Origin of the sequence: Labilithrix sp., from assembly GCA_019637155.1 — a bacterium.
Taxonomy (GTDB): domain Bacteria; phylum Myxococcota_A; class Polyangia; order Polyangiales; family Polyangiaceae; genus Labilithrix.
In genome coordinates, this window is the sequence record JAHBWE010000010.1 from 158,365 (window position 1) to 181,468 (window position 23,104).

Here is a 23,104-nt window from a genome sequence, read left to right on the forward strand (position 1 = left end):
TCAGGCCTTCGCTTGCTCGTCGTACGAGCGTCCGGAGAGGTTCTTGATCATCGAGACCAGGCGCGAGAGGTCGACCGGCTTCGGCATGTGACCCTGGAAGCCGGCCGCGAACGCGCGCTCGCCGTCGGACTGGCGCGCGTGCGCCGTCACCGCGATCGCGGGCGTGCGCCCGCCGCGCTCGAGCGGCAGCGCGCGCACCGCGCGGATGAGGCCGTAGCCGTCGCCGCCCGGCATCGCGATGTCGCTCACGATGACGTCGGGGCGGAAGCGCTCGACCTCGTCGAACGCGGAGCTCGCGGAGTCCGCCTCCGCGACCGAGGCGCCGCGCTCGGCGAGGATGTGCGCGAGGAGCGAGCGCGCGTCGTCGTCGTCGTCCACGACCAGCACCTTGATCCCGCCGAGCGTGATCCGATCGCCGTCGGGGAGCGGCGGGCGCGAGGGGACCTGCGCCGCGGCGCTGTCGGTCGCGGAGGTGCCCGCGACGGGGAACACGATCGTGAACCGCGCGCCCGCGCCGGGTCCGTCGCTGTGCACCGAGATCGTGCCGCCGTGCGCGTCGACCATCTGCTTCACGATCGCGAGGCCGAGGCCGAGGCCGCCGTGGCGCCGGGTGGTGGACGCGTCGGCCTGGCGGAACGGCTCGAACACGTGGGCGAGGAACTGCGGCTCGATCCCTTCGCCGTCGTCCTCTACCGTGAGCGTCACGTCGTCGTCCTCGCGCGAGGTCACGAGCTTCACGTGGCCGTCCTTCGGCGTGAACTTGATCGCGTTCGAGAGGAGGTTCCAGACGATCTGCTGGAGCCGCTGCGCGTCCGCGTGGAGCACGACGCGCGCCGGCGTCTCGACGGTGAGGGTGATGTTCTTCGCCAGCGCGGCGGGGCGCACCGCGTCGAGCGCAGCGCTCACCGCGTCGTCGAGCACGACGTCGGACATGTCGAGGCGGAGCTTGCCGCTCGTGACGCGCGACACGTCGATGACGTCCTCGATCATGCGCGCCTGCGCGCGGGCGTTGCGCTCGACGATCGAGAGCGCGCGATCGAGCTCCGGCGGCGACTTCGCGCGCGCGGTGACGGTCCACCCCAGGATCGCGTTGAGCGGGGTCCGGAGCTCGTGCGACACCGTGGCGAGGAACTCGTCCTTCATCCGGCTCGCGGTCTCGGCCTCGAGGCGCGCGGTCCGCTCGAGCTCCAACAGGCGCGACCGCTGCGCGCGGACGTTGGCCTGCGCGGTGACGTCGATCGCGAAGAGGACCACCCGATCGACCGAGCCGGCGTGGTTCCGGAGCGGCTTCGCGGCCGCGCGCACGACGCGGTCGCCGGAGACCTTGAGCTCGTCGGCCGCGCGCGTCTCGCCGCTCTCTTGCGCCGCGGCGGCGAGCGCGGCGAGCGGCGCCTCGAGCGCGCTCCCGAAGAACCCCTCGTACGTGGCGTTCCGGAAGTCGACCGCCCCGTCCTCCTTCAAGATCGCGATCATCGCCGGCGCCGAGGCGAGGATCTCGTGGAGCCGCGCGCGCTTCACGCGCTCGCCGACCGCCCAAGCCGCGCGCTCCACCATCGCGCCGAAGAGCCGCTTGTCCGCGTCGGAGAACGTGTCGGTCCGCACCGAGCCGATGTGCGCGACGCCGAGGACGTCTCCGTCGTGGAGGAGCGGCACGGCGTAGAGCCCCTTCGTCCCGCGCGCTCTCAGCGCGGGGCTGCGCACGCTCGAGGACGCCGCCGCGTCGTGGAGCTCCATCGGCTGGCGCGACGCCGCGACCGACCCGACGAAGCTGTCGCCCGCCTTCACCGGGAAGCGCTCGATCAGCGCGTCCTCGAGCCCGACAGAGGCCTGCACGCGGAGCTCGTCGCCGTCGCGGAGCAGGATCGTGGCCGAGTCCGCGTCCGCCGCCGCGCTCATGAACACGCCGAGCAGCTCGTTGAGGAAGGCGGACAGGTCCGCGGTCTGGAGCGCCGCGGTCGCGATGCGCTCGAACGCGACGAGCCGGCGGATCGCCTCGTCGCGCTCCTGCGTGCGGACCGCGACCTGCGCCTGGCGCGTGGCCTCGCGCTGCTCGTAGAGCTTCACGAAGGCGCGCACGCGGGCGCGGACGATGTCGGCGTCGAAGGGCTTCGTGATGTAGTCCGCCGCCCCCGCGTCGTAGCCGCGCTTCACGAAGCGATCGTCGCGGTGGATCGCGGTGAGGAAGATGATCGGCAGCTCGCGCCCGCCGTCCATCGCGCGGATCTTCTCGGCCGCCTCGAACCCATCCATCTCCGGCATCTGCACGTCGAGCAGCGCGACCGCGAACGACTCCTTCGCGACGTGCTCGATCGCCTCGGGCCCGGACTTGGCCTCCACGATCCGCGCGCCCAGCGGCTTCAACACCGCGGAGAGCGCGAACAGGTTCGCGGGTGTGTCGTCGACGAGCAAGATGCTCGCCGGCTCGTTTGCTTGCATCAGGAGAGCTGTTTCTGCAGCGCGACCGCGCGGCGACGCCACATGTAGATGACGGAGAGGAGGTGCTCGGGATCGACCGGCTTCGTGACGTAGTCCGAGGCGCCGGCCTCGAGCGCCTTCTCGCGATCGCCCTTCATCGCCTTCGCCGTGACGGAGATGATCGGGAGCGACTGGAACTGGAGGATGTCGCGGATCGCGCGCGTCGCGGTGAGCCCGTCCATCTCCGGCATCATCGTGTCCATCAGGATCAGGTTCACGTCGGGCGTCGCGTTGAGGATCTCGAGCGCCTTCTTGCCGTTCTCGGCGTGGAGGACCTCGACCCCCCGCGCCTCGAGCGCGCTCTTGATCGCGAAGATGTTCCGCATGTCGTCGTCGACGACGAGCACGCGCGTCCCCGTGAAGTCGGCGTCCTCCGGCAGGGGTGGGACCTCGGGGCCGGGCTCGAGGTCGGCGGTCGCTCCGTCGGGCGCGGCCTCGGGGCCGATGTACTGCACCGGCAGCGAGAGCGTGAACGTGCTGCCCTGATCCGGCACCGAGACGACGTCGATCGTGCCGCCGAGCAGGCGCGCGATCTCGCGGCTGATCGTGAGGCCGAGGCCGGTGCCGCCGTACTTGCGGCTCGTCGTGCCGTCCGCCTGCTGGAACGCCTCGAAGATCAGCTTCTGCTTCTCCGGCGCGATGCCGATGCCGGTGTCGGTGACGACGAAGCTGATCGTCTCCTTCGCGCCGCGCTTCAAGGTCAGCGTGACGGAGCCCTTGCTCGTGAACTTGAACGCGTTCGAGAGCAGGTTCTTCAGGATCTGCTGGAGGCGGTTCACGTCGGTGAAGAGCGTCCGCGGCGCGGTCTCTTCGAGCTTCACGTCGAAGGAGAGGCCCTTCTGGTCGGCCATGTGCCGGAACGTCTGCTCGAGGTAGTCCCGCACGTCCGTGATCGGCACGATGCGCGGGTCGATCGGCATCTTGCCGGCCTCGACCTTCGAGAGGTCGAGGATCTCGTTGATGAGCGAGAGCAGGTCGTTGCCGGAGGTGTAGACCGTCTGCGCGAACTTCACCTGCTCCGCGGTCAGGTTCCCGGCCGAGTTCTCGGCGAGCATCTTCGAGAGGATGAGGAGCGAGTTCAGCGGCGTCCGGAGCTCGTGGCTCATGTTCGCGAGGAACTCGGACTTGTACTTGGAGATGAGCTGGAGCTGCTCCGCCTTCTCCTCGAGGCTGCGCGACGCGAGCTCCACCTCGTTGTTCTTCACCTCGAGGAGCTTCGCCTTGTCGTTCAGCTCCGCGGCTTGCTCCTCGAGCTCCGCGTTCGACTTCTTGAGCTGCTGGAGCAGCTCGTCGGTGCGCATCGAGCTCGAGATCATGTTGAGGATGACGCCGACGGAGTCCATCAGCTGATCGAGGAAGGTGAGGTGGTTCGGGTCGAAGCGGCGGAACGTCGCGAGCTCGATCACGGCCTTCACGTCGCCCTCGAAGAGGACCGGGAGCACGACGACGCTGCGCGGCGGCGCCTCGCCCATGCCGGTCGAGATGTAGATGAAGTCCTGCGGGACCTCGACGACGAGGATGCGCTTCTTCTCGAACGCGCACTGCCCGATGAGGCTCTCCCGCATCCGGTACGACGTCGCGAGGCTCTTCCGGCCGCCGAAGCCGTACGACGCGATGAGGCTCAGCGCCGGCTCGCCGCTCGACTCGTCGAGCATGTAGAACGCGCCGTGCTGCGCGTCGACGAGCGGGGTGAGCTCGCTCATGATGAGCTGCGCCACCGACATGATGTTGCGCTGGCCCTGCATGATGCTCGAGAACCGGGCGAGGTTGGTCTTCAGCCAGTCCTGCTCCTGGTTCTTGTGCGTCGTGTCCTTCAGGTTCGCGATCATCTGGTTGATGTTGTCTTTGAGCGCGGCGACCTCGCCCTGCGCCTCGACCGAGATGCTGCGCGTGAGGTCGCCCTTCGCGACGGCGGTGGAGACCTCCGCGATCGCGCGCACCTGCGAGGTGAGGTTCCCGGCGAGCTGGTTCACGTTGTCGGTGAGGTCGCGCCACGTCCCGGCCGCGCCCGGCACCTTCGCCTGACCGCCGAGCTTCCCTTCGAACCCGACCTCGCGCGCGACGGTGGTGACCTGGTCCGCGAAGATGCGGAGGGTGTCGGTCATGTTGTTGATCGTCTCGGCGAGGGCGGCGACCTCGCCCTTCGCCTCGAGGACGAACTTCTGCGAGAGGTCGCCGCTCGCGACGGCGGTGACGACCTTGACGATGCCGCGGACCTGCTTCGTGAGGTTCGAGGCCATGATGTTGACGTTGTCGGTGAGGTCGCGCCACACCCCGAACGCGCCGGGCACGCGCGCCTCGGTGCCGAGCTTGCCTTCGATGCCGACCTCGCGCGCGAGGGTGGTGACCTGATCCGCGAAGGTGCGGAGGGTGTCGGTCATGTTGTTGATCGTCTCGGCGAGGGCGGCGACCTCGCCCTTCGCCTCGAGGACGAACTTCTGGCTCAAGTCGCCGTTCGCGACGGCGGTGACGACCTTGACGATGCCGCGGACCTGCTTCGTGAGGTTCGAGGCCATGACGTTGACGTTGTCGGTGAGGTCCTTCCACGTGCCGCTGACGCCCGTGACCTCCGCCTGGCCGCCGAGCTTCCCTTCGGTGCCGACCTCCTTCGCGACGCGCGTCACTTCGGCGGCGAAGGAGTTCAGCTGGTCGACCATCTTGTTGATGACGTCCTTGATCTGGAGGATCTCCCCTTTGACGTCGACCGTGATCTTCTGGGTGAGGTCGCCGTTCGCGATCGCGGTCGCGACCTTCGAGACGTCGCGGAGCTGTACGGTGAGGTTCGACGCGAGGACGTTGACGTTGTCGGTGAGGTCCTTCCACGTCCCGAAGACGCCTTTGACGTCGGCCTGACCGCCGAGCTTGCCCTCGGTGCCGACCTCCTTCGCGACGCGGGTGACCTCGGCGGAGAAGCTGTTCAGCGTGTCGACCATCGTGTTGATGGTGTTCTTCAGCTCGAGGATCTCTCCCTTCGCGTCGACGGTGATCTTCTGGGAGAGGTCGCCCTTCGCGACCGCGGTCGTGACCTTCGCGATGTTGCGGACCTGGGTGGTGAGGTTCGCGGCGAGGACGTTGACGTTGTCGGTGAGGTCCTTCCAGGTGCCGGAGACGCCTTTGACGTCGGCCTGGCCGCCGAGCTTTCCTTCGGTGCCGACCTCTTTTGCGACGCGGGTGACCTCCGCGGCGAAGGAGCGGAGCTGATCGACCATGACGTTGATCGTGTTCTTCAGCTCGGAGATCTCGCCGCGCGCGTCGACCGTGATCTTCTGGCTCAAGTCGCCGTTCGCGACGGCGGTCGTGACGTTCGCGATGTTGCGGACCTGGCTCGTGAGGTTCGCGGCGAGGCCGTTGACGTTGTCGGTGAGGTCCTTCCAGGTGCCGGAGACGCCTTTGACGTCGGCCTGGCCGCCGAGCTTTCCTTCGGTGCCGACCTCCTTCGCGACGCGGGTGACCTCCGCGGCGAAGGAGTTCAGCTGATCGACCATCCGGTTGATGACGTCCTTGATCTGGAGGATCTCGCCGCGGACGTCGGCGGTGATCTTTTGGGTGAGGTCGCCGTTCGCGATCGCGGTCGCGACGCGCGAGACGTCGCGGAGCTGCACGGTGAGGTTGCCGGCGAGGCCGTTGACGTTGTCGGTCAGGTCCTTCCAGGTGCCGCTGACGCCCTTGACGTTCGCCTGTCCGCCGAGCTTTCCCTCGGTGCCTACTTCCTTGGCGACGCGCGTCACCTCCGCCGCGAACGAGGAGAGCTGATCGACCATGACGTTGATCGTGTTCTTCAGCTCGAGGATCTCGCCGCGCGCGTCGACGGTGATCTTCTGGCTCAAGTCGCCGTTCGCGACGGCGGTCGTGACCTTCGCGATGTTGCGGACCTGGGCGGTGAGGTTCGCGGCGAGGCCGTTGACGTTGTCGGTGAGGTCCTTCCACGTGCCGCTGACACCTTTGACGTCGGCCTGACCGCCGAGCTTCCCTTCGGTGCCGACCTCCTTCGCGACGCGGGTGACCTCCGCCGCGAAGGAGTTCAGCTGATCGACCATCCGGTTGATGACGTCCTTGATCTGGAGGATCTCGCCCTTCACGTCGGCGGTGATCTTCTGGGTGAGGTCGCCGTTCGCGATCGCGGTCGCGACGCGCGAGACGTCACGGAGCTGCACGGTGAGGTTCGACGCGAGGCCGTTGACGTTGTCGGTCAGGTCCTTCCACGTGCCGTAGACGCCCTTGACGTCCGCCTGGCCGCCGAGCTTGCCCTCGTTGCCGACCTCCTTCGCGACGCGCGTCACCTCCGCCGCGAAGCTCCGCAGCGTGTCGACCATCGTGTTGATCGTGTTCTTCAGCTCGTAGATCTCGCCGCGCGCGTCGACGGTGATCTTCTGGCTCAAGTCGCCGTTCGCGACGGCGGTGGTGACCTTCGCGATGTTACGGACCTGGGCGGTGAGGTTCGCGGCGAGGCCGTTGACGTTGTCGGTCAGGTCCTTCCACGTGCCGGAGACGCCGCGGACCTCCGCCTGGCCGCCGAGCTTGCCTTCGTTGCCGACCTCCTTCGCGACGCGGGTGACCTCCGCCGCGAACGACGAGAGCTGATCGACCATGACGTTGATCGTGTTCTTCAGCTCGAGGATCTCGCCCTTCGCGTCGACGGTGATCTTCTGGGAGAGGTCGCCCTGCGCGACGGCGGTGGTGACCTTCGCGATGTTACGGACCTGGGCGGTGAGGTTCGCGGCGAGGCCGTTGACGTTGTCGGTCAGGTCCTTCCACGTGCCGCTGACGCCTTTGACCTCGGCCTGCCCGCCGAGCTTGCCTTCGTTGCCGACCTCCTTCGCGACGCGGGTGACCTCCGCCGCGAAGGAGTTCAGCTGATCGACCATGCTGTTGACGGTGGTGCCGATGCGGAGGAACTCGCCGCGGACGGGGCGCCCTTCGATCTCGAGGACCATCTTCTGCGAGAGGTCCCCGCGCGCGACGGCGGTGATGACGCGCGCGACCTCGTTCGTCGGCGACACGAGGTCGGCGATGAGCTGGTTGACCGAGGTCATCCCCGCCGCCCACGAGCCGCGCGCGGCGCCGACGGAGGCGCGCTCGTGCATGCGGCCTTCCTGCCCGACGACCTTCGCGACGCGCACGAGCTCGCTCGACATGTGCTCGTTCTGCGCGACGATGTCGTTCACGAGCTCGCCGACGCGGTTGAGGATGCCGTTCTTCGAGTATTCGACGCGGGCCTGGAAGTCGCCCTGCTTGATCGCCTTCAGCACCTCGATGAGGTGGTCGACCTCGCGCCGCGTGTCGGCCGAGAGGAGGTCCCACTCGGTGACGGGCACGGTGTCGCCCATCGCGTTCATCATCGTCGACGTGCCGGCGCGCGCGCGCGGCGGGCTTCCTGGAGCGTGTCCGTTCCCGTTCGCGGTCTTCTTGGTCTTCTTCTTCGACCTCCCGCCCGGTGCCGCCGTCACGACCGTCGACTTCGACGCCATGGAAACCCTCCACGCGTTCCCGCGCCGAACGATCGCGGCACGCAGAGACGCAAGGCAAAGGGGTACCCGTTCGTCGGAATTCTCACAACGCGACGGCGTGCCCCTGTGGCGTTCTGGTTCGGGGAACCGAAACCGTGGCGAAATGGTCCGGCTCGCTCAGAGCGCCTTCTTCTTCGTCGGCGCGCGCGGAGGCTGCTTCTTCGTTCCTCCGAGCAGACCGAGGACGAAGAGCGCGGCGAGGAAGCCGGCGAGCGCGAACGCGCTCGCCTGGATGGGGCGGCTCGCGTGCAGCGCGGCCTTGCCGGTCCCCCACGCCACCCAGCCGACGCCCGCCATCGCGGCGCCCATGATGAGGGCCTTGAGCCACGCGCCCAGCTTGTAGCCGACGCCGGCCGGCAGGACGCCGAGCACGCCGCAGACGATCGGGAAGACGTATTCGGTCTGCGTGCCGACGAGGGGGAGCTTCGTGCCGTTCTCGATCAGCTCCTCCGCGCCGTAGACCGCGGCGTAGCCCGCGCCCGCGCCGGCGAGCACGAAGAGGAGCGCGTAGCCGAACGCGCCGAGCGCGATCTGCGCCTGCGTCGGCCCCGCCGGCTTCGGCTTCTTTTCCGCGGCGGCCTTCTTCGCGTCGTCCTTCGCCGGAGCCGGCGCCGGCGGCGGGACGCTCGCGACGCGGATCTTCTCCGAGAGCCCGTCGGGCAGCTTCTCGGCGCCTTCGAGCGCGGCTTGGAGGGTAGGGCGATCGCCCGGCGTGACGGAGAGCGGACCGCTGTCGTCCTTGATCCTGAGGCCGTAGCCGTGGGCCTTCGCGCGCTGGAGGAGGCGCGCCTTGTCGGCCTCGTCGAGCAGGTCCCCGCTCGTGAGCGCGAGGACGTAGCGCGCGCATCCGAGCTCGGCGAGCTCCTGCTTGTAGTCGTCGCTGCCGGGATCGGACTCGACGTGCGCGCCGCGCGCCGCGTTGCGGTACCAGACGTCCGCCTTCTCCTTGTCCGCCTTGTAGAAGATCCCGAGCTCGTAGAGGTTGCCGAGGTAGACCTTCGCCGGGACGGAGCCCTTCTCCGCCGCCGCGCGGAGGCGCGTCGTGCCCTCCTTGAGGTCCTGGCTGACGACGCCGCCGGTGAGGTGGAACAGCGCGACGGCGTAGTCACCGTCGCCGCTCCCGAGCTCGGCCGCGACTTTGTACGCCTCGTAGCACTTCTTCAGGTCGCGCCCGCCGGGGGCCTTGCCGGAGCGGTACGCCTTCGCGAGATCGAGGATGCCGTCGACGTCACCGCGCAGCTTCATCCCGTCGAGGTCGAGATCGAGCGCGTCCTCGATCTCCTCGTCGTCAGGCGCTTCCTCCGGCCGAGCGTCAGCCATCCCCTGCAGTTTCCACCCGCTTCAGCACTTCGAGCAAGCGGGAGGCGCGGGCGTCTTCCATGAGGTTGGGGCGCGACCCGCCGCTCCGGACGTAGAAGTCGCCGAGGCCGTTCGACCAGAGCGAGTAGTAGCGGTTGCCGGCGAACACGATCGACATGCCGTTGCCGGTGGGCTCCGCCGGCTCGTCGTCGAAGTCGACCGCGCTCCAGTCCACCGTCGCCGCGGTCTCGGCCGCGTCTTCGGCGTAGGAGAGGCGCACCGGACCCTCCGGCGTGCGCCGCTTCTGCGGGGTCATCAGCGCGAGCATGCCGTCCGTGATCTTCACGCGGAGGACCATCGCCACGAGGCCGACGTCGATCTGCGTGCGCCCGAAGTAGGGGAAGATGGCCTGGCCGAGGATCGGCAGCAGCAGCTTCGAGGTGCAGACCTCGCGCACGAAGCTCTCGGCCTGCGCGTGCGGGATCGCGAGCTCGCTCTCGCGCAGGCGCTCCGCCGCCGTCTTCGCCCACCACTTGAGGACGTGGACGAGGACCTTCTTCACCTTGTCGCTCGCCTTGATGCTCATCGGCAAGACGGCGTCGAGGACCTTCTTCACCTCCGCCTCGACGTCGTTCTCGGGGGGGACGATCTTGTCGACGAACTCGCCGAACACCGCCCCGCTCGAGCGCCGCTGCATCTCGGCGTCCATCGCGGAGACGAGCTGCTTCGCCTCTTCGATGCGCCGCGCGCGCGCCTCCGTCTCGTCGCGAGAGGGCGTGAGCGCCTTCAGCACGCTGAGGAGCTCGGAGCGGATCGCGCGCGCCTCGGCGCCGAGCTCCTTGCCCTTGATGTCCTCCGCGAGCTTGTCCTTGAGGTGCGTCGCGAGGAGCGGGATCCCGCTCCGCGGCAGGTCGGTGGTGGGATCGACGCCCTCGACCGCGGCCCACTTCTCCGCGATCGCGCCGAAGTACGTGTTCGCGGCGCGCGACGCGAGGTAGCCCTCCTTGACCTTCTCGTAGTCGGGCTCGCCCGGCTTGAGCGCCTGCATCTGATCGGCGTACGGGTTCCGGATCCAGAAGAGGTTCGTGAAGGGGCGGCTCTTCGCGCCCCAGTTCAAGATCCACGAGGCGTGGCTCCGCGCCCAGAAGTCGATGCACGCCTCCTCGATGCGCGAGTCCCAGCGGTCCTTCGCGTTGTCGCTCCGGAGCGCGCCGAGGCTCATGTCGAACTTCGTGAGCGCCATGAAGAGGGAGGGGTGCTCGATCTCCTTCGGGTCCTTCGGCGTCGCGGAGCCGTGCCGGATCGCGAGCCAGCTCTCGACCTGGGACTGGAGCTGGATCGCCTCCGGCTTCGTCGGCCCCGGCGAGCAGAGGAGGAGCGCCGTGATCTCGCGATCGACCGAGTACTGCTCGAAGAGGTAGGTGAGCTTCCCGCGCTTGAAGACCTCGATCGCGTTCTCGAGCTTCCCGGTGTTGAGCTCGGCGGGGCCGAAGCCGTTGATGCCCTTCAGCGCGCGTCCACCCGGGAAGTCGAGGAGGTCGGCCTTGTCGAGGAGCGAGCCGGGCACGCCGCGGAGCGGGAGCCGGATCTCGGCGATGAGCGCGGCGAGGACGCCGGGATCGAGCGCGCTGTCGCGGCCGTCGATCGTCGTCGCGGGCACGACCGTGCGCGAGGTCCCGAGCGCGTTGAGGCACGAGGCGTCGATGACGGAGGGCGCGTCGCTCGACGCCCGCACGTGCGCGAGCCCGACCTCGACCGCCTCGGCGTGCCCGAGCTGCTCGATGCCCGCGACGAGCGTGCGCATCAGCGCGTCGAGGTCCTGCGCGTGGCCGGGGCCGCCCCAGAGGAGCGAGTACACGAGCTGCCAGCCCGCGGCGGTGACGACGTCGATCCCCTGCTTCAGCGCGGGGTGGCGCCGGAGCTCGTTCAGGTACGGGTGCCGGTCCTGGTACTTCTTCGTGAGCTCGTGCCAGACGGTCTCCCAGGCGCGCGCGTAGACCGCGGGCGCGGGCGGGCCGGCCTGGAGGCGCGCCTCGCGCAGCGTGCGCTCCACGCGATCGACGTCGAGCGCGGGCGACGTGCACTCGACGAGGAAGCCGGTCGCCATCGACTGCAGCACCGACTCGAGGGAGAGGAGCTCGCAGTAGAAGTCGCCGCGGCGGAGCGGCGGCGCGGGCTGGGCGGTGAAGCGCGTGACGACGCCGGTCGACTCGACGCCCTTCGCCGGGTTGATCTCCTTCAGGAAGTCGACCGCGCCGCCGCGCGAGAGCACCTCGAGCGATCCGACCTCGTGCGAGAGCAGCGCGCCGACGAGGAAGCTCTTGCCCGCCTGCGACGGCCCGAAGAGGCCGAGGCTCTGCTTCCGCGCCCACGCGCGCCGCAGCTTCCGCGTCCGGAGCGCGAGGTCGCGCAGGAGCACCGCCTCGTTCTCGGCCTCCTGGTTCCCGGCGATGACCGACTGCGTCTCCGTGATCGCCTGCTCCAGCGTCGCGACGAGATCTCCCATCAGTGCACGTGCCACTTTCCGCTCGAGTCCTGCCACTCGACCTTCACGCCCTCGAAGGTCTGGCCCGGCTGGAGCCACACGTCGAAGCGGTGGCCGCTGTCCTCCGTGCGCGAGACCTTGTTCTGACCGCCGGTGATGCGCCAGTGCACGGCGTCGTTCGAGTAGTGCTTGCGATGCGTCGGCGTCTTGGCGCCGCCGCTCGGGCCGGGGAACGTCTTCACGATCACCGTGCCGCCGCCACCACCACCGCCGCCGGACGAGCCGAGCACGTCGTCGTCATCGTCGTCGTCGTCGCCCGCGCCGCCGTCGTTCTTCGTGCTCTTGCCGCCGTCGGCCCCCGCGTCGGAGCCGCCGTCGCCCTGCGCGCCCGCGTCGCCGCCGTCGCCGCCGTCGTCGGCCGCCGCGGCGTCGGCCCCTGCGTCCGCGCCGGCGTCGTCGTCCGCCGCGAGCGCCGCGTCGAGCGAGACGACCGCGCCGTCGGCGAGGAGCACCGCGCCGTCGTCGAGCAACGTCGCGCCGTCGGGGAGGCCCGCCTCCGCGAGCTCCTTCGCCTTCTGCTCCTCGCACGCCTTGAGGAGGAAGAGCGCGAGCAGGATCAGCGCGATGACGAGGAGGCCGAAGAGCGGCCACACCCACCACGGTCGCCCCTTTTTCTCGTCTTTCTTCTTCTCGTCTTTTTTCTCGTCTTTCTTCTCTTCCTTCTTCGGCGCCTCGGCCGGCTTGGCGTCGGCCGCGACCGCCGCCGTCGCGAGGGCGGCGGCGCCGCCCGCGACTGCGAGCGCGGCGGGATCGGCCCACTGCTTCGCCCAGTCCTCGAAGCCGAAGACGTACTCGGCCTTGCCCCCCATCGCGCGCGGGGAGGCGCCCCAGTTGATGACGAAGAGCTTCTTCTTCGCCGGGGAGTAGAAGTAGTTCGCGCCGTCGTCGGCGTCGAGCGACGGCACCGTGAACGCGGACTTGTACTTGTCGAAGCCGCTGTTCGGCGTCGCGAAGACCTTCGCCACGCGCTCGAGCGCGGCCTGAAAGTCCTTCGTCGCCTGCGCGGCGTCCTCGGGGTGCTGCGCGCGCGCCTCCGCGAGCGGGATGAGCCCGGTGAGGTCCCAGCGCACCGTGACCGGGAGCGACTCGGAGCCCTCCGTCTCCGGGACGAGGAGCCGCCCGTCGAAGAACTTCGCCTCGTTGAGGTCGACGGCGAGCTTCCACATGGAAGTCCCGCCGACGAGGTTCGGCAGCCACGTCGAGTCGCTCACGTGTGCACCTCGGCCTTCACCTTGATCGCGTTGTTGCTGGCGACGCGGCAGAGGAACGACGCGGGCCGCGAGATCGCGAACGAGGTCGGGTCGGCGCCGGGCGCGCGCTCGTGGAGGGCGGAGTCGAACACCTTGATGTGGTCCACGCTCTCGAACTTGAGTCGTTCGAGCTCGTTCGTCATCAGCGCGGCGAGGAGCGGCGTCGACTTCGCGAAGATGTGACGATCGATCTGGGCGGCGTGGGCGAGGGAGTACAGCTGTTTGCTCACCTCGATACCGACGCGCATCTTCGCCTCGGGATCCATCGTCGCGCGGAAGAAGAAGTTGAGGCCGCTCGCGAGGACGAAGGCGTGGTCGGAGAACGTCTCCACGTCGGTGCCGAGGAGGCGCGAGAGCTCGGCGAAGAAGAGCCGCAGCGGGAACGCCGGATCGCTGGGGCGCGCGGCGAGGATGCCGTCGTCGAGGATGTCGCCGAGCACGATCCGGGTGAGGAGCTTCTGCGCGCCGGCGGACGGGGCGTCCTCGCCGGTGTCGGGGTAGGTCGGCCGCGGCCCGCGCGCGTACTGCCGCACGACGTCGGCGAGCTCGCTCGCCGGCACCGACTTCTCGAGCGCGGCGATCACCGCGCGCTTGATCTCCTGATCATCCATGGGTGGTGCTCTTGAAGACGCCGGTGTCGAGCCAGTAGCGATCGAAGGCGGCCGTCTTCAGCGCGAGGGTGAAGTCGCCGGCGTCGAACTGGTACGTGTTGCGCTGGCTCTGCACGTTCGTGATCTGGATCGATCCGTCGCGCGCGCGCCCGAAGCGGATCGCGACGCGGTCCTCGAGGAGCGCGGACTCGACGTCGGCGTTCGCGGGGCGGACCTCGAGGAGGGGGGAGCCTTCCATCTCTTGCGAGTCGACGTTGCGGAAGCCGACCCGCATGCCGTGGGTGTAGACGAAGGGCTGCGATTCGTTCGCGCCGCCGGGGAACAGCTCGTTCGCGCGCGCGATGTGCGGCTCGACGTCCTGATAGAGGCCGTAGATCGGCCGCTGCTCCGCCTCGACGATGTCGTCGATCAGGAAGCCGGGGAGCTTGTTGCGGCTCGCGAGGTGGAGCACCGCCGCGCCGGCGGTGACGGTCGACTTCGGGTCGCGGATCGTGCCCTGGTCCTTCCACTTCGACGGGTACCACTCGCCGACCTTGTATTTGGCCATCGAGCGGATGCGGGGAGGGGAGACCGGCATCTCGTTCGTGAAGAGCCGCTTGATGCAGGGGATCGCGGAGGTGCGCCCCGCGAGGACGAGGAGGTCGACGTCGAACTGCGCGAGGATGTCCGCGTAGCGCCGGAGCGGCTCGCGCAGCACGCGCTCGATCGCGCGCTCGACCTCGAGCGCGTCGAAGCGGAAGAACAGGTTCTGGAAGCCGGGCCAACCTTCGACCTCGTGCTCGAGGAACTTGTCGCCCTCGCCGAGGATCGCGGGGCTCGCCGCCGGCAGGCCGAAGGTCTCGAAGATGGTCGAGACCATGTAGTGGCGATCGGGCGTGTGGTTCGGGAGCTGGAAGCCCTCCGCCACGCTCCAGTAGCAGCGCGCGAGCGGCATCCAGAGGTACGGCACGAGCCGCGCGCGCAGCGTCCTCCACGCGGAGCCGTGGCCGGCGTCGCCCTCGCCGAAGAGGTGGAGGAGGCGGCTCTTCGCCTGCTGGGTGGGGAGCTGGTGGAGGATCTGCGGGAAGACGACGTCCTCGACGATCGCGCGGCAGACCTCGTCGCCGGCGATGCTGACGCCGTCCTGGAACAGCTTCTTGATCGAGAGCGAGGTGCCGGTGCCGGGCAGCTTGTCCTCGTACTCCGCGACCATGACGTCGGTCGTGCCGCCGCCGATGTCGACCGACGCGACGCGGAGCGTCTTCGTCTCGTGGCCGTAGACCGAGACCAGCTCCTCCATCGAGCCGGAGAAGGTGCCTTGCACCTCCTGGTAGACGAACACCATCTGCGCGGCGAGGGCCTCGTCGACGAAGAGGAACGGATCGAACTGTTGCGTCTGCGGGTTGTAGTTGGGGCGCAGCTCGGGGCGGATGTTGAGGACGTGGCACGCGAGGAGGACCGCGTTGCGGACGAGGACGTCGTAGACGCGCCGCTCCTCCTCGCGCATCGCGGACGGGTACGTGAGGACGAGGTGCTTGAGGACGCGCGGGTTGCCCTCCTTGCCCTGGTACATGCGGTACTCCGCGCCGTTGATCTGCGCGTAGGCCTGGCAGAGGATCTCGACGAGCGCGAACATCATCATCGCGCGCGGCGCGTAGCGCGGATCGGCGGGTGTCTGCGGTCCGTCCTCGCGGAGGAACGTGCCGCCGGACTCCTCGGGGAGGTACTTGAGGATCTTCCCGAAGACGGGGCGATGCTCGCCGCCTTGCCCCGGCGCGACCTGTCCGATCTTCGTCGCGAAGAACCAGCGCTCGTCGGTCAGCCGATCGTCCCAGAGGTAGCGCTTCGGCCCCGACAGCGTGCACTGGTAGCGGTGCGGCGTCTCGAGCGCGCGGTCGAGCGCCTCGCGGCCCATCCGCGCGACGCTCGGCCACTGGAACGACTCACCGGTCGCGACCGGGAACACGGTCTTGTCCCAGGGGGAGGGGAGGAACGTGATGCGCGAGTCGAAGGCCTCCTGGCTCGTCGCGAGCGGGTTGCCGAGGCTCCGCATCTCGAGCGGCACGCCGAAGACGCCCTCGCCGCGGCCCTCGACGAGGAGCGCGGTCGAGCGCGAGTTGCCGAGATCGAGGACGAGGGAGACGGGGATCGGCTGGCTCGCCTCGAGGCGCGAGAAGCGGATCTTGGGGAGCAGCGGCGAGAGCGTCTCGAGCAGCGCCGCGAGCTTGAAGACCGCCTTCTCCACCCCGGCGCGCTCGAGCCGCCGCACGAGCTCGCGCGTCTCGGCGTGCTCGAAGAACTGCCCGACCTCGTTCTTGTCGAGCGCGCGGAAGGGGCGGCCTTCGTCGTACGCGGCGTCGAGGTGGCGTCCTTGCGAGCCGTGCGCCTCGAGCGTGTCGATCGCGAGCACCGCGCGCGCGCCGCCGCCCGCGGTCGTTGCAAGATACACTTGAACCGCGAACGGGCAGGAGAGCTGGAACGGCACCGGGAGCCAGCGGCCGGCGAGCTCGGAGAGGTGGTCGACGGCGGAGATCTCGACGTCGGGCTCCTCTCCCGTCTGCGCGCGGCGCACGGAGATCGCGGCGGCGCTCGGCGCGGGGGCGGCCGCGCCGGCGGGTCGCATCACGATGAAGCTCGACACCACCGCGGGCAGGCCGCGAGGGAGGGCGACCTCGTGGAGGATGATCCCGGTATTGAAGAACAGCTCGAGGACGTCGATCGACGCGGCGCGCGACCCCGGCGTGTTCGGCACCTCGGCGGCCGAGGGGGCATCACCGTCCGACGAGCCCCCGAGCGAGACCTTCTTCTTCACCATGCGCAGACGCTCGCTAGCCTAAGGCGCGCGGCCGCGCTTGTCCCCCCCGACGCCCCGAGGTCCCCCGCGCGGTAGGACATCGGCCGACAGCACACACGATACGCGCCTCGCGCAAGTCTTCGATTTTCCAGGAGGTGCGCCGGCGCTCACGCCGTCGGCGCGGGATTGGGGACGGCGCTTGAAGAATTTTTCGCATGGCTGAGTCACACTCTTCCTCGAGCGCACGAAGCTGCCTCGTGCACGCCATGTCCCTGAATCCGTCGCCTGCCATCGGTCCTGATCTTCGCGCCGCGCTGCTCGCGATGGTGAAGAAGCGTGTGCCGGAGAGCGAGGCGGAGGACATCGTGCAGTCGACGTTGACGGACGCGTTCGCGTCGCCGCACGCGCCCGCCGACGCGGAGTCGTTCCGGCGCTGGATCTTCGGGGTCGCGAAGAACAAGGTGGTCGACTACCACCGCCGCGCGATCCGCGAGACGTTCGACATGCCGGAGGTCGCGGGCAAGCCCGCGCCGCACCAGGAGGCCGATCTCCTCCGCTGGGCGGAGAAGCACCTCCCGCCCGGCGACGACAACAAGGCCACGCTCGACTGGATGCTCCGCGAAGGCGAGGGCGAGAAGCTCGAGTCGATCGCGGAGACGGAGAACCTCCCCGCGCCGCGCGTGCGCCAGCGGGTCAGCCGTCTCCGCCGCCACCTGAAGTCGCACTGGCAGAAGGAGGTCGCGCTCCTCGCGACGCTCGGCGTCCTCATCACGGCCGTCGTCCTTTACCTGCGGTCGCAGGAGCCCGACCCCAACAACCCGATCGCGAAGGACGACGTCGCGCGCGCGGAGGAGATGCGCCACCAGGCGTTCGACCTCTGCAAGGCGTCGCAGTGGACGAGCTGCATCGAGAAGCTCGACGACGCGAAGCGCCTCGACCCCGCCGGCGACACGACCCCCGCCGTCCAGCAGGCGCGCGACGAGGCGAACAAGGCGATCACGCTCCCGCCGGTCCCCACGCCCGCCCCGACCCTCTCGGACGCCCCCGACGACCCCCTCCCGCTCCGCAAGGGCCCGACGAAGGAAATGAAGATGCCGTCCCCCGGCCCGACGTCCTCCGCCGCCCCGCCCCCCGGCCCGATGCCCGCCCCGGCTCCGGCTCCGGCTCCGGCAAGACCAAAGGGCAAGAGCAGCCTCGATTCCCCCAAGCCGCCGCCCGCCAAAGCCACCAGCATCGACAGCAACGACCCCAGAATGACGAAGTAACGACGGCACGTCGGCCCGCGTCACGGGCGCGGGCGCGGGCGCGCCCGCCTGCGCAGCAGCCTCGATTCCCCCAAGCCTCCGCCCGTGGCCGCTGCTCGGCAAGGACGCGTCGAGCGCGACTGCCCGGCTGGCTGTGTCGTGGCGGAATTTTTTTTTGGCGTGCACGACTCTCCAGCACGCTGCAACGCCTTCGGTATGCGGCGTCGCGAGGATCTGCCTTTTCGCTACGCATCACGCCCGCGTCCCAGCCAAGGCGCCATTTCCGAGTCCACCACCCCACCCCCCGGCTCGCTCCCGCCCCCGCGACGAACAAGCGCAACGCGAACCCCCCCACCTCGCGTGGTGCCCTCTCGTCCCGCCACCCGAGCACACCACGCGATCCGCACCGTCGCGGATCAAGCTCCCCGCCATCGCCCAACCCCCCGCGCGCGCACCCCGACGCCATCGCCCAACCCCCCGCGCGCGCACCCCGACGCCATTGCCCAACCGCCTCGCGCACGCCGACGCCATCGCCCAACCGCCCCTGCGCGCGGTCTCGCCTGCCTGTGCGCGGTCTCTCGTCCACCGTGGGAAGGAGGTGTCTTGCGCGCGCGGCGAGCATCCTCTCCGCCACGGCGAGGAGCGCCACGCCACTTCCCGCAGCAGCAGCGCCGAGCCCATCCTCTCCGTCACGGTGAGGAGCGACCCGTTGCGTATGGTTGTGGTGGGCTCGAGATGGCTCCGCGGACACGGGCGCGCCGCGGAGCAAAACCTACTGGCAAAACCCGGGGCCCCAGAAGCGGCCGCCCCAGCGGGCGCGAAGCGCCCCGAGCGCGAAGCGCGAGGGCCGTGTCTGGGGTGGGGTGTCGGGGCGAAGCCCCGACGTTGAACTCGCGCGAGCATGCTACAAATGAAGAGTGAGCTTTGCTTCGGTCGTGCGTGCGGCCGTGTCCGCGTTTTTCGTTGCTGGTGTCGTGGTCGCGTGCTCGTCCGATCCGGCGCCGGCTGCGCCGAAGTCCTTCTGCGACAACGCGAAGGCGGCGGCGACGAAATGCAAGGAGCCGCAGCCGTGCGATACGACGCTCACGACGGCGTGCGTCTCGCTCGAGAAGGCCGTCTCGCCCTCCGTCGTCGTCGCGACGAAGGACTGCCTCGAGTCGGGCGTCTGCGGCGCGCAGACCTGCCTCACCCGCGCGCGGAAGAGCGCGAAGCCGACCGACGCCCACGCGCGGCTCGCCGAGCGCTACTGCTCTCAGTGCGCGCCCGACGTGGCCGACTGCGCGGGGCAGTTCTACGTGCCGAAGAGCAACCTCCCCGGCGCGCTCGTGCTCCCGTTCGCGGACGCGGTCGTCGACGCCGTCGCGGACACCTGCACCGCGGAGGCCGGCGCGTGCCGCGGCTCGTTCGCGACGTGCGCGAACGACACGATCGTCGGCGCGCTCGCGACGGCCGCTCCCGACATCGGGCAATGCGCGGCGGAGGCGTTCCGGCGCGACGAAGAGGTGGTCACCCCCGGCGGCGGGGTGCAGATCTCCACCTGCACCGCCGAGAACTGCAAAGGTTGCTGCCGCGACGACAAGTGCCTCGAAGGCACGCAGGCCGAGGCCTGCGGCAAGACCGGCAGCTCGTGTCAAACCTGCAGCGCGGTGCAGCTATGCACGGAAGAGGGCCAGTGCCGCGAGCCGTGCGGGCCCAACAACTGCCGCGGCTGTTGCGACAACGGCAACTGCATCGCCGGCACGCAGACCGACAAGTGCGGCGGCGGCGGCGGTGAATGCACGAAGTGCAACGCCGAGAACCCCGACCTCGTGTGCTCCGATCAGAAGTGCATCGACGGCTCGTGCAAGGCGACGTGCCTCACCGGCTGCTGCACCGCGCAGGGTTGTCAGCCCGGCACGCTCGCGAACGCGTGCGGCACCGGCGCGAAGGCGTGCCTCGACTGCGGCTACGGCCGGACGTGCGGCGCGACGACGAAGGCGTGCGCCCTCGACCTCAACTCGCTCTGGGACTTCTACGTCTCGTTCACGGTGACGCCGAACCGAAAGAACGACGGCAGCGCGTGGGACCCGTTCGACGGCGCGCCCGACCCGTACTTGAAGGCGTTCTCGAGCATCGGCACCACCTCCCATACCGGGCAGACGCAGGTCCGGCCCGACTCCTACGTCTCCGTGTTCATCGAGACGCCGCTCAAGGGCGTCCCCGCGCGCGAGTTCCTCAACAACCTGTCGTTCGAGCTCGTCGACCAAGACCTCGACTTCGACGACACGATCGGCGGCTGCCGCATCCCCCTCACCGAGAAGCTCTTCGACGGCTCGCTCCAGTCGTACACCTGCCCGCAGACCCCAAGCAACGCGCCAGTCGAGATCTGGTACCGGATCAACCCGCATAGTTGACGTTTCTCAACGTCGGGGGCTTCGCCCCCGACACCCCCACCCCCGACACGGCCCTCGCGCTGCGCGCTCGGGGCGCTGCGCGCCCGCATTCGCGGCCGCTTCTGGGGCCCCAGGTTCAGTGTTCAACGTCGGGGGCTTCGCCCCCGACACCCACCCCCGACACGGCCCTCGCGCTGCGCGCTCGGGGCGCTGCGCGCCCGCTGTCGCGGCCGCTTCTGGGGCCCCGGGGTTCAAGCAACGTCGAGCGTGGGTCAGCGCTTCCTTTTGGTTGGGTTGGTCTTTTTGGGCTTTGGCTCGTCGTCGATGGGGGCGACTTGCCAGCCGAACATCCAGGCTGCGGTCGTTGCGTTTGCGCGGGTGAGGACCGACTTGGCGGTCGTCGAGAAGTAGCCGGCTGCTACGAGGGTCGTGACGAGGTCCTGGGTCGCGACGCCCATGCGCCGGGCGAGCTCTGGCACCGTGATCGTCTCGCCGACCGGAACCGTGCGTGCGGAGGTGGGCTCGCTCTCCGGCGGGGGCGCGGCCTTCACCGACGGCGGCGCTGGCTCTTCGTCGGCGGTCAGGATCTCCTCGAGACGGCGGAGCTCGTCGCCGCGGAGGGAGGCGAGCGCGCGCGCGACGTTCACGGAGGAGGGCGGCCCGTCGTCGTCGTCGTCGGGCGCGACGTGCAGCATCGCGGGCGCCGGCGCGGCGAGCTGCGCGACCTCGTAGACGCGGCGCCGGACGACGACGGTCGGCCGCACGCGGTTCAAGACTGTGCTGAGCGCCGTGAGATCGTTGTCGGCGTCAGGGGGCTGGTCGCTCATGGATCGTGCACCGCCTTCAAAAGGTGTTCCACGCCCGGAGATCGCCGGTCGTCCTCGATGACCCCAAGCGCGGGAGGAAATAGACGAAGGCCGCGCCGAGGAGCGCCGTCACGCCCGCGCCGAGCGCGACGTGCGACACGAGGATCTTTCGGTCGACCGTGTCGACCTGGTCGCCGCCGCACCGCGGCGCGCAGTCCGTGCGGAGCGCGTCGAGATCGCTCTTCGCCGAGAGATGGTAAGCGAAGAACGTCGCGACCCCGGCGACCCCCACCGCCCCGAGGACGATCGGCGCGACGAGCGACGGCGCGCTCGGAGCCGGCGTCACGGTCGTGGTCGCCGTCGTCTGCTGCGCCTGCGGCGGCGGCGGCGCGGGGAAGCGGACGTTCACCGCCACCGCCTTCGCGCCCTCCTTGACGGTGACGTCCTGCGTGACGGCCGGCGCGCCGCACTGCGCGACCTCGAGCTTGTGCGTCCCGGGGTTCAAGGACAACGGGTGGCCGTCGAGGGACGTCGCGACCGGCTTGCCGTCGACCTTCAGCGCGACGTCCGCGATCGCGCGACCGGTGTGGTCCTCGGCGCCGACGACGACGGTCGGCAGACGCTGCTCGATCTCGGCGAGCCACTGCCGGCAGTCGCTCTCGACGAGCTTGGGGCAGTCCGACGCGCACGCGCGGAGCTGCGCCTGCGCCTCGACGAGCTTGCCCATCTTGCGGAGGAGCTGTCCGGACTCGGCCGCGGCGGCGCACTCGCGGTCGCCCGCGCGCGCGGCCGACGAGACGGTGAGGAGCGCCGCGGCGACGAAGAGGGTGGGGCGTTTCATCGCGCGATCCGCTGGATGATCGACGTCGAGCTGACGGAGCTCGCGACGTAGATGGCGTCCTTGGTGAGGATGAGCGTGCTCCCGTACCCGGGGAGGAGGATCTCGTCGGGCGCCCCCGCGCACCCCGTGATGGGGCACGAGAAGACGGTGTAGAGATCGTATCCGTCGAGCCAGTAGACGCGGGCCTCGTCCGCGGCGATGGCGGACGGGTTCCCGAACCGCAACGGGGAGAAGAAGGCATACTCGCCGCTGGCCTTCGCCAGCTTCCCGATCACGCCGCCGGCGAGGAAGATGGAGCTGGCGTTGGCGGTGGCGTTGTAGAAGTAGAGGCTCTCCGGGGTCAGGAGCTTCGTCGGGGTGGCGCCGCAGCCCGCCGCCGCGCAGCGGAAGACGCCGCGTCCGACGACGGAGGACCCGGTGGCGGGGGGAGTCGCCGCGATGCTGTCGCCCGCGCACGTCGCGTAGACGTTGGGACCGTCGAGGACGAAGTCGGTCGTGCTGTGAGCCACGTCCATGACGTCGCTCGCCTCGTCGGAGCCGTCGATCGGGACGCGCCGCAGCTTGCCCGGGACGACCTCCTGCGCGCTGACCCTCCGCGACGCGATCGCGTAGTAGGCGTAGCGCCCGTCGACCCGGACCTTCCCCACGTTGAGCAGCTCTCCCGTCGCGAGCGACGTCGCCTCGCCGTTCCCGCTCCGCGGGACGCGGAAGACGGCGCCGTCCGACGCCGCGACGCTCGTGTACGTGCGCGTGAAGTAGACGTGCGTCGCGTCGACGGCGAGCGATCCCGGGCTCCGCGTGAGCCCGGTCGCGAGATCGCGGATCCCCGCGCCCTCGGTGCTCATGCGCACGATCGAGTAGGTCGGGTTCGTGTACAGCGAGACGTAGAGGTCGTCGCCGTCGACGGCGAGGCCGCTGAACGAGCCTTGCAGCGTCGCGATCGTGCGCGGTTGGCACACGCCTCCGCGGCACGCGCCGCCGGCGCACGAACGCCCGCACGCCCCGCAGTGGTTCGTGTCGTTGTCGAGCGAGACCTCGCAGCCGGTCTCGGCCTTGCCGTCGCAGTCGGCGAAGGCGGTGTTGCACGCGATCTCGCAGGCGCCGCCGTTGCAGACGCCGTACGCGTTCACGCGGTTCGGGCAGACCCGACCGCACGCTCCGCAGTTGCCGATGTCGCTCTGGAGATCGGCCGCGCACGTGGCTCCGCTCGCGTCGTCCGTTGGGACCGTTCCGCCGGCGTCGACGCCGCCGCCGGTCTCCGCCGCGCCGCCGTCGCGCGCGCCGTCGACGCCGCCGGAGAGCTCCGCCGACGACAGGCACGCGCTCGCCGCCCCCGCCGCCACGAGCACCGCGCCGAGCCTCCGCATGAAGGCCAGGGTAG

The 23,104-nt window shown here is 69.8% G+C and carries 12 protein-coding genes; 2 read left to right on the forward strand and 10 right to left on the reverse strand.

Annotated elements, in window-relative coordinates:
* The 7 genes from KF837_22170 to KF837_22200 form a co-directional block, all read right to left on the reverse strand.
* On the reverse strand, nt 1-2,436 hold the full coding sequence (locus KF837_22170) for a response regulator (GenBank protein MBX3230044.1): 2,436 nt from the start codon (nt 2,434-2,436) through the stop codon (nt 1-3).
* A complete protein-coding gene (locus tag KF837_22175; protein MBX3230045.1) occupies nt 2,436-7,943 on the reverse strand; it encodes a HAMP domain-containing protein in 5,508 nt (1,835 codons plus the stop codon). Before KF837_22175 ends, KF837_22170 begins: the two co-directional genes overlap by 1 nt.
* 156 nt (nt 7,944-8,099) lie before the next feature.
* Entirely contained in the window at nt 8,100-9,302 is a 1,203-nt protein-coding gene (locus tag KF837_22180; protein MBX3230046.1) for a sel1 repeat family protein, read from the reverse strand.
* Nucleotides 9,295-11,787, reverse strand: coding sequence for a hypothetical protein (locus KF837_22185; protein MBX3230047.1), 2,493 nt, complete (start codon nt 11,785-11,787; stop codon nt 9,295-9,297). Before KF837_22185 ends, KF837_22180 begins: the two co-directional genes overlap by 8 nt.
* Nucleotides 11,787-13,037: a hypothetical protein gene (locus tag KF837_22190; GenBank protein ID MBX3230048.1), complete on the reverse strand. Its 1,251-nt coding sequence runs from the start codon at nt 13,035-13,037 to the stop codon at nt 11,787-11,789. The genes KF837_22185 and KF837_22190 overlap by 1 nt, the downstream gene beginning before the upstream one ends.
* The gene (locus KF837_22195; GenBank protein MBX3230049.1) at nt 13,034-13,687 is read right to left on the reverse strand and encodes a hypothetical protein; all 654 of its coding nucleotides are present in this window, start codon (nt 13,685-13,687) and stop codon (nt 13,034-13,036) included. Before KF837_22195 ends, KF837_22190 begins: the two co-directional genes overlap by 4 nt.
* Nucleotides 13,680-16,481, reverse strand: a complete 2,802-nt coding sequence (locus tag KF837_22200) for a virulence factor SrfB (protein MBX3230050.1) — start codon at nt 16,479-16,481, stop codon at nt 13,680-13,682. Before KF837_22200 ends, KF837_22195 begins: the two co-directional genes overlap by 8 nt.
* A gap of 245 nt (nt 16,482-16,726) precedes the next feature.
* Between KF837_22200 and KF837_22205 the strand changes: the two genes are divergently transcribed.
* On the forward strand, nt 16,727-17,725 hold the full coding sequence (locus KF837_22205) for a sigma-70 family RNA polymerase sigma factor (protein MBX3230051.1): 999 nt from the start codon (nt 16,727-16,729) through the stop codon (nt 17,723-17,725).
* Between the two features lie 926 nt (nt 17,726-18,651).
* Nucleotides 18,652-20,097 (forward strand): hypothetical protein, encoded by a 1,446-nt coding sequence (locus tag KF837_22210; GenBank protein ID MBX3230052.1) that lies wholly within the window; start codon nt 18,652-18,654, stop codon nt 20,095-20,097.
* 251 nt (nt 20,098-20,348) lie between these two features.
* Here KF837_22210 and KF837_22215 read toward each other — a convergent pair whose 3' ends face one another.
* The 3 genes from KF837_22215 to KF837_22225 are packed head-to-tail and all read right to left on the reverse strand — an operon-like array spanning nt 20,349 to nt 23,090.
* The gene (locus KF837_22215) at nt 20,349-20,903 is read right to left on the reverse strand and encodes a translation initiation factor IF-2 N-terminal domain-containing protein (protein MBX3230053.1); all 555 of its coding nucleotides are present in this window, start codon (nt 20,901-20,903) and stop codon (nt 20,349-20,351) included.
* A gap of 16 nt (nt 20,904-20,919) precedes the next feature.
* Entirely contained in the window at nt 20,920-21,723 is an 804-nt protein-coding gene (locus tag KF837_22220) for a hypothetical protein (protein ID MBX3230054.1), read from the reverse strand.
* Nucleotides 21,720-23,090, reverse strand: coding sequence for a hypothetical protein (locus tag KF837_22225; protein ID MBX3230055.1), 1,371 nt, complete (start codon nt 23,088-23,090; stop codon nt 21,720-21,722). Before KF837_22225 ends, KF837_22220 begins: the two co-directional genes overlap by 4 nt.
* Nucleotides 23,091-23,104: the final 14 nt, after the last annotated feature.

Coding starts and splice junctions, on each gene's coding strand:
- KF837_22170 (MBX3230044.1), bottom strand. CDS start 2,436: ATGCAAGCAAACGAGCCGGCGAGCATCTTGCTCGTCGACGACACACCC.
- KF837_22175 (MBX3230045.1), bottom strand. CDS start 7,943: ATGGCGTCGAAGTCGACGGTCGTGACGGCGGCACCGGGCGGGAGGTCG.
- KF837_22180 (MBX3230046.1), bottom strand. CDS start 9,302: ATGGCTGACGCTCGGCCGGAGGAAGCGCCTGACGACGAGGAGATCGAG.
- KF837_22185 (MBX3230047.1), bottom strand. CDS start 11,787: ATGGGAGATCTCGTCGCGACGCTGGAGCAGGCGATCACGGAGACGCAG.
- KF837_22195 (MBX3230049.1), bottom strand. CDS start 13,687: ATGGATGATCAGGAGATCAAGCGCGCGGTGATCGCCGCGCTCGAGAAG.
- KF837_22200 (MBX3230050.1), bottom strand. CDS start 16,481: ATGGTGAAGAAGAAGGTCTCGCTCGGGGGCTCGTCGGACGGTGATGCC.
- KF837_22205 (MBX3230051.1), top strand. CDS start 16,727: ATGTCCCTGAATCCGTCGCCTGCCATCGGTCCTGATCTTCGCGCCGCG.
- KF837_22215 (MBX3230053.1), bottom strand. CDS start 20,903: ATGAGCGACCAGCCCCCTGACGCCGACAACGATCTCACGGCGCTCAGC.
- KF837_22220 (MBX3230054.1), bottom strand. CDS start 21,723: ATGAAACGCCCCACCCTCTTCGTCGCCGCGGCGCTCCTCACCGTCTCG.
- KF837_22225 (MBX3230055.1), bottom strand. CDS start 23,090: ATGCGGAGGCTCGGCGCGGTGCTCGTGGCGGCGGGGGCGGCGAGCGCG.